General features: G+C 73.8%; 6 protein-coding genes. 3 read left to right on the forward strand and 3 right to left on the reverse strand.

Features of this window, described 5'->3' with window-relative positions; genetic code table 11:
- Window positions 1–41: 41 nt before the first annotated feature.
- Complete coding sequence (locus Van01_RS24040) at window positions 42–1,139, forward strand: lytic polysaccharide monooxygenase auxiliary activity family 9 protein (RefSeq protein ID WP_204011870.1); 1,098 nt, start codon at window positions 42–44, stop codon at window positions 1,137–1,139.
- 102 nt (window positions 1,140–1,241) lie between these two features.
- Here the strand turns inward: Van01_RS24040 and hemQ are convergent, their stop codons facing one another.
- From hemQ to hemE, 3 genes are read right to left on the reverse strand one after another with little or no spacing between them, the layout of a single operon-like run.
- Window positions 1,242–1,943: a hydrogen peroxide-dependent heme synthase gene (gene hemQ / locus Van01_RS24045; RefSeq protein ID WP_204011873.1), complete on the reverse strand. Its 702-nt coding sequence runs from the start codon at window positions 1,941–1,943 to the stop codon at window positions 1,242–1,244.
- Window positions 1,940–3,349, reverse strand: a complete 1,410-nt coding sequence (gene hemG, locus Van01_RS24050) for a protoporphyrinogen oxidase (RefSeq protein ID WP_204011885.1) — start codon at window positions 3,347–3,349, stop codon at window positions 1,940–1,942. Before hemG ends, hemQ begins: the two co-directional genes overlap by 4 nt.
- A 5-nt stretch (window positions 3,350–3,354) precedes the next feature.
- Entirely contained in the window at window positions 3,355–4,452 is a 1,098-nt protein-coding gene (hemE, locus tag Van01_RS24055) for a uroporphyrinogen decarboxylase (protein WP_204011887.1), read from the reverse strand.
- Between the two features lie 163 nt (window positions 4,453–4,615).
- On the opposite strand from hemE, the gene Van01_RS24060 reads away from it, so the two are divergent.
- Window positions 4,616–5,188: a DUF3000 domain-containing protein gene (locus Van01_RS24060; RefSeq protein WP_099846968.1), complete on the forward strand. Its 573-nt coding sequence runs from the start codon at window positions 4,616–4,618 to the stop codon at window positions 5,186–5,188.
- Between the two features lie 98 nt (window positions 5,189–5,286).
- Window positions 5,287–6,597 (forward strand): ribonuclease D, encoded by a 1,311-nt coding sequence (locus tag Van01_RS24065; protein WP_204011889.1) that lies wholly within the window; start codon window positions 5,287–5,289, stop codon window positions 6,595–6,597.
- The last annotated feature ends 101 nt before the right edge of the window (window positions 6,598–6,698 follow it).

Consider the following 6,698-nt stretch of genomic DNA (forward strand, 5'->3'; position numbering starts at 1 on the left):
CCGGGCGCTTTCGCGAACTGACAATTCCCTTGGGGAGCTCCATGTCGAACGTAATCAGATCACCACGCGTTGCCTGGCTGGTGGCCGTCGCGGCCGTCGCCCTGCTGCTGCTCAGCACCGCGCTGACCAACCCCGTCTCCGCACACGGTGCCACTGTCAACCCGGGTTCCCGCGCCTACGGCTGCTGGGAGCGCTGGGGTGGTGACCACATGAACCCGCGGATGGCCACCGAGGACCCGATGTGTTGGCAGGCCTGGCAGGCCAACCCGAACGCCATGTGGAACTGGAACGGCCAACTCCGCGAGGGTGTGGGCGGCAACCACCAGGCGGCCGTGCCGAACGGCCAGCTCTGCTCGGGCGGGCGTGCCGAGGGCGGTCGCTACAACGCCCTCGACACCCTGGGTGCCTGGCGGACCACCCCGGTCCCCAACAGCTTCCAGTTGAAGTTCTTCGACCAGGCCAGCCATGGTGCCGACTACCTCCGGGTGTACGCCACCCGACAGGGTGTGGACACGCTCACCAAGCCGCTGGCCTGGTCCGACCTGGAACTGGTCGGCCAGATCGGCTACACGCCGGCGTCGCAGTGGCAACGGGAGGTCGACGGGGTGTCGATCCAGATTCCGGTGAACGCGCCCGGCCGCACCGGCCGGCACATCATCTTCACCGTCTGGCAGGCCAGCCACTTCGACCAGTCGTACTACCACTGCAGCGACGTCCAGTTCGGTGGCGGCACCACGCCGCCGACCACCACGCCGCCCACGACCACGCCGCCGACCACCACGCCACCCACCACCACCCCGCCGACCACCACCCCACCCACCACCAACCCGCCGGTGACGGGTGCCTGCTCGGCGACGTACCGGGTCACCTCGACCTGGTCCGGCGGATTCCAGGGTGAGGTGCAGGTGACCGCCGGCAACGCGGCCATCCGCGGCTGGCGGGTGAGCTGGACGAACGGCAGCGGCCAGCAGGTCAGCCAGGCCTGGAACGCCACAGTGACCTCCAGCGGTTCCACGGTGACCGCCACGAACGTCAGCTACAACGGCAACCTCGGTGCCGGCGCCAGCACCAGCTTCGGCTTCCTGGCCTCCGGCAGCAGTACGAGCACACCGACGGTGACCTGCACCGCGACCGCCTGACCCCGGCCGGGGCCGCGCCACACTCCCTCGGGCGCGGCCCCGCCCGGCTCTGGACGAGCCGGGCGGACGGGCCGGCCCGCCGGCACCAGCCGGCGGGCCGGCTCAGGCCAGCGCGGAGACGATGTCCGCGATCGAGCGGCGGCGGCCGGTGTAGAAGGGGACCTCTTCCCGGACGTGCAGCCGGGCGCGGGAGGCCCGCAGGTCACGCATCAGGTCGACGATCCGGTGCAGTTCATCAGCCTCGAAGGCGAGCATCCACTCGTAGTCGCCGAGCGCGAACGAGGCGACCGTGTTGGCCCGGACGTCCGGGTAGCCTCGGGCCATCTTGCCGTGCTCGGCGAGCAGTTCCCGCCGCTCGGCGTCGGGCAGCAGATACCAGTCGTACGAGCGGACGAACGGGTAGACGCAGAGGTAGGCGCGGGCCTCCTCGCCGGCCAGGAACGCCGGGATGTGACTCTTGTTGAACTCGGCCGGCCGGTGCAGCGCCATCTGCGACCAGACGGGGGTCATCGCCCGGCCCAGGGCGGTCCGCCGCAACCGCAGGTACGCGTCCTGGAGGTCGTCGCTGGACGACGAGTGCCACCAGACCATCAGGTCGGCGTCGGCGCGCAGCCCGGAAACGTCGTAGGTGCCGCGCACCACCACGTCCTTGCCGGCCAGCTCCTCGATCAGCGACTCGACCTCGCCTGTGACGTTGTCGCGCAGCGACGGCAGCGGCGCGCTGGCCCGGAACACCGACCACATGGTGTAGCGGATGGTGTCGTTCAGTTCCTTCAGTCGGGCGGCGTTCGTCTGCTCGGTCATTTCCCCGATCCTCCCAATGCCGTGATGATCTCCTCGGCCGCCGTCTCGCCGGAGCGGACGCAGACCGGGATGCCGACCCCGTCGTAGCCGGCGCCGGCCAGCCGCAGCGTCGGATGCGCCGCCCGCAGCGCCGACCGGGCGGCGATGACCCGGTCGAGGTGACCGGGGGTGTACTGCGGCAACGCCCCGCCCCAGCGCTGCACGTGCCCGGCGACCGGGGCGGGCAGCGGCGCGCCCAGCACCGCGGACAGCTCCCGGTGCACGGTGGCGGCGAGATCCTCGTCGGGGCGTTGAAGTTGCTCCTCGTCGCCGTAGCGGCCCACCGAGGCGCGCACCAGGGCCAGCCCGTCCGGCCGGCGCAGGTGCCCCCACTTCGTGGTGAAGAAGGTGGCCGCTTTGACCAGCAGCCCTTCGGTGGCGGGCACCAGGAAGCCGGAGAGGTCGGGCAGCGCCGGTTCGGGCAGCGCGAGGGTGACGAGCGCGACGCTCGCGTAGTCCAGCCCGCCGACCACCTCGGCGGTTTCCGGGGCGATGTCGGCGAGCAGCCGGGCGGCCGGCCGGGCCGGCACCGCGAGCACCACCGCGTCCACGTCGACGTGCTCGGCGTCGCGGGTCGGGCCGACAGTCAACCGCCAGCCGGTGGCGGACGGGGTCAGCTCGCGTACCGCCGCGTTGCGGTGGATCGTCGCACCGCTGGCGGCCACGGCCGCGTCGACAAGGGTGCTGAGGCCGCCGTCGAGGGTGCCGAAGACCGGCTCGCCGGGGGCGCGGGGAGCGGCTGCCTGCGCCGCGCGGACCGCGCCCAGCAGCGTGTGCTCCGCCCGGGCGGCCCGGGCCAGCGCCGGCATGGTGGTGACCAGGGACAGGTCGTCGGCCCGGCCGGCGTAGACGCCGCCGAGCATCGGGTCGACAAGCCTGTCGACCACCTCGGCGCCGAACCGCGACCGGACCAGCGCGCCCACGGAGACGTCGTCCCCGGGGCCGAGCAGCGGCCCACCACCGTCCCGGTCGGCCTCCGGGGTGGGCCGGGCCACCGCCGACACCTTGTCCAGATCACCGGGTACGCCGACAAGCGTGCCGCCGGGGATCGGGCGTAGCCCGCCGTCGACGGCCAGCGCCGCCTGCCCGATCGTGGGGTGCACGATGCGTCCCGCCAGGCCGAGCCGGCGGACCAGGGCGACGGCTGCGGATTCCCCTCCGGCCGGGTCACGCATCAGGAACGACTCGGCGCCGAACTCGACAGGCCCGCCGGCCAGCTCACCGGTGCGCAGCTTGCCGCCGAGCGCGCCGGACTGCTCGTACACGGTGATGTCGAGGTCGGCGGGGCCCCGGTCACGCAGCCGGACCGCGGCGGCCAGGCCGGCGATGCCGCCGCCGACCACCGCCACCCGCCGCCGCGTCGCCATCGCGGTCAGCCCCGCTCGACCGGCCGGCCGGACAGCTCGTGTACCAGGGCGACCACCCGGGTCAGCACTTCCGGGTCGGTCTCCGGCAGCACACCGTGGCCGAGGTTGAACACGTGCCCCGGCGCGGCCCGGCCCTGCTCCAGGATGCGGCGTACCTCGGTCTCCACCGCCGGCCAGGGGGCCAGCAGCAGAGTCGGGTCAAGGTTGCCCTGCACGGCCCGCTCCGGCCCGATCCGGCGGGTCGCGACGTCAAGCGGGGTACGCCAGTCGACGCCCACCACGTCGGCCCCGGCCTCGCCCATCGCGCCGAGCAGTTCGGCGGTGCCCACCCCGAAGTGGATCCGGGGCACGCCGGCGTCGACGAGCCCGGCGAGCACCTTCGTCGAGTGAGGCAGCACGAAGCGGCGGTAGTCGGCCTCGGAGAGCGCGCCGGCCCACGAGTCGAACAGCTGCACCGCAGACACGCCGGCCTCGATCTGCACCCGCAGGAACGCCAGGGTCACCTCGGCCAGCCGACCCGCGAGGGTGTGCCACAGCTCGGGCTCGCCGTACATCAGCGCCTTGGTCTTGGCGTGGGTACGCGACGGGCCCCCTTCCACCAGGTAGCTGGCAAGCGTGAACGGGGCTCCGGCGAAGCCGATGAGCGGAGTGTCGCCCAGTTCCTTGACGAGCATCCGCACCGCCTCGTCGACAAAGTCGACGTCGTCGCGGTCGATCAGCCGGATCCGTTCGATGTCGGCGGCGGTACGCACCGGCTCGGCCACCACGGGCCCGGTGCCGGGCACGATGTCCAGGTCGACCCCGGCGGCGGCCACCGGCACCACGATGTCGCTGAACAGGATCGCCGCGTCCACCCCGTGTCGGCGTACCGGCTGGAGGGTGATCTCGGTGACCAGGTCGGGGCGGCGGCACGACTCCAGCATCGCCACGTTGGCCCGGATCTCGCGGTACTCCGGCAGCGACCGGCCAGCCTGGCGCATGAACCAGACCGGGGTGTGCGGGACGGGCAGACGGCGACACGCCCGCACGAAGGGCGAATCGGCGGGCCCGCCGGGGCGGGGTTCGTCGTCTCGGGCGGCGGTGCCCGTGGTGTCGGTGGTCATCGCGGCAATCGTGCCACGCGGCCGATCGCCGTCCCGCGCCCACCGCCGCCTTTGTGACGTAGCGCGGTAACGGCACCGGCCCTGGATCCGGAGCGTGGTACGCGCCGGGTGATCGTCGGCGCGCCTCACGATCGGGACCGGGGCGGCGGAATAGGCTGCGGGCATGGCCCCCCCGATCGCGCTTCCCGACACGTTCGCCCGCGCGGTCGCGGGGCTCCGGTCGGCGACGCCCCGGCCGGAGATCCTGCTGGAGGAGGTGGGGGCGCCGCAGCGGCTCGCCCCCTATTCCTTCGCGCTCTCCGCGTCGGTGCTGCGCGACGGTGACGAGGTGGCGAGCGGGCGGCTGATCCTGCTGCACGATCCGGCCGGGCACGAGGCGTGGCAGGGCACTCTGCGGCTGGTCACCTACGTGACCGCCGAGTTGGAGGTCGACCTGGCCGCCGATCCGCTGCTGCCCGGGGTGGGGTGGACCTGGCTCACCGACGCCCTCGACGCCCAGGACGCGGGATACCGGGCCATCGGCGGGACGATCACGCAGACGATGTCGACCCGGTTCGGCGAACTGGCCGGCCCGCCCGCGGCCGGCGACGTGGAGATCCGCGCCTCCTGGACACCTACCGGCGGCGACCTCGCCGCCCACCTGGACGCCTGGTGCACCCTGCTCGCCTCCACCGCCGGCCTGCCGCCGCCCGGCGTCACCGCCCTGCCGGAGCGCCGCCCGGCCGCCACCGGCTGAGCGTGCCCGTCCGGTACCGGCCGCGCCTCTTCCGGGCGCCCGACACGCGGCAGGGCGGGTGCGCGGCACTCGATCCACTCGCGCACTAGGGTTGTCAGGTGACCGACGAACCACCCCTGCGCCGTCGGGCCGCCGCAAGTCGTACGGGAAACGACACGCAGCACCCGCCGTCGGAGCCCTCGGACGCGGGGACCGAGCCCACCGGCGGCCAGCCCGTCCCGCTTACCGCACCCCGCGAGGGCACGCCCGAGCCAGTCGCCGCCCCGGACCAGTTGGCCGAGGTCGTGGCGCGGTTCGCCAACGGTGCCGGGCCGGTGGCCCTGGACGCCGAACGCGCCTCCGGTTACCGGTACAGCCAGCGCGCGTACCTCGTGCAGTTGCGACGCGCCGGTGCAGGCACCGTGCTCATCGACCCTTTACCGCTGCCCGACCTGAGTGCCCTGGATGCCGCGATCGCCGAGGCGGAGTGGGTGCTGCACGCCGCGAACCAGGATCTGCCCTGCCTGGCGGAGCTCGGGCTGCGGCCCCGCCGCCTGTTCGACACCGAGCTGGCGGCACGGCTGGCAGGTTTCGAGCGGGTGGGGCTCGCGGCGCTCACCGAGCAGTTGCTCGGGTTCAGCCTGGAGAAGCACCACTCCGCGGCGGACTGGTCGAGCCGGCCGTTGCCCGAGTCGTGGCTGACCTACGCCGCCTTGGACGTCGAGATGCTCACCGACCTGCGCGACGCGCTCGACGCCGAGCTGGCCCGGCAGGGCAAGTCCGAGTGGGCGGCGGAGGAGTTCGCCGCGCTCGTACGCAGCGGCGACCGGCCGCCCCGGGTACGCGCCGAGCCGTGGCGACGGACCTCCGGGATCCACCGGGTCCGGGGTGCGCGGGCGCAGGCCCGGGTCCGTTCCCTGTGGTACGCCCGCGACCAGATCGCCGCCCGGCGGGACACCGCACCGGGACGGGTGCTGCCCGACTCGGCGATCGTCGCGGCGGCCGAGCTGGACCCGAGGGACGAGAAGACCCTGCTCACCCTGCCCGGCTTCGGCGGTCGGTCGGTGCGACGTCTGGCCCGTACCTGGCTGGCGGCGCTCGACGACGCCCGGCAACTGCCCGACGACGCCCTGCCGGTGGCGCCGACGGTGGAGGGCCCGCCGCCGCCGCACCGGTGGGCGGAGCGGGATCCGGCCGCCGCCGCCCGCCTGGCCCGCTGCCGGGAGGTGGTGTTGCGGGTGTCCGGTGAGCACAACCTGCCGGCGGAAAATCTGATCTCCCCCGACACCATCCGACGGATCGCCTGGCAGCCCCCCGAGGAGATCACCGAGACCACCGTCGCCGAGGCCCTGCGCGCCCACCACGCCCGCGAATGGCAGATCACCCTCCTCCTCCCCGACCTGGCCCAAGCCCTACCCCCCACCCCCTGACCCCACCCGCTCCCACCCACCCACCCCTGCCCCCGCCCCCCGCCCGCCCCGCCTCCGCCGCGGTGATCAAGAAGTTTGCGTCGGCGCCACGCCGCTTGGGG

The sequence above is a fragment of the Micromonospora andamanensis genome (genome assembly GCF_016863495.1).
GTDB lineage: Bacteria > Actinomycetota > Actinomycetes > Mycobacteriales > Micromonosporaceae > Micromonospora > Micromonospora andamanensis.

Coding starts and splice junctions, on each gene's coding strand:
- Van01_RS24040 (WP_204011870.1), top strand. CDS start 42: ATGTCGAACGTAATCAGATCACCACGCGTTGCCTGGCTGGTGGCCGTC.
- hemQ (WP_204011873.1), bottom strand. CDS start 1,943: ATGACCGAGCAGACGAACGCCGCCCGACTGAAGGAACTGAACGACACC.
- hemG (WP_204011885.1), bottom strand. CDS start 3,349: ATGGCGACGCGGCGGCGGGTGGCGGTGGTCGGCGGCGGCATCGCCGGC.
- hemE (WP_204011887.1), bottom strand. CDS start 4,452: ATGACCACCGACACCACGGGCACCGCCGCCCGAGACGACGAACCCCGC.
- Van01_RS24060 (WP_099846968.1), top strand. CDS start 4,616: ATGGCCCCCCCGATCGCGCTTCCCGACACGTTCGCCCGCGCGGTCGCG.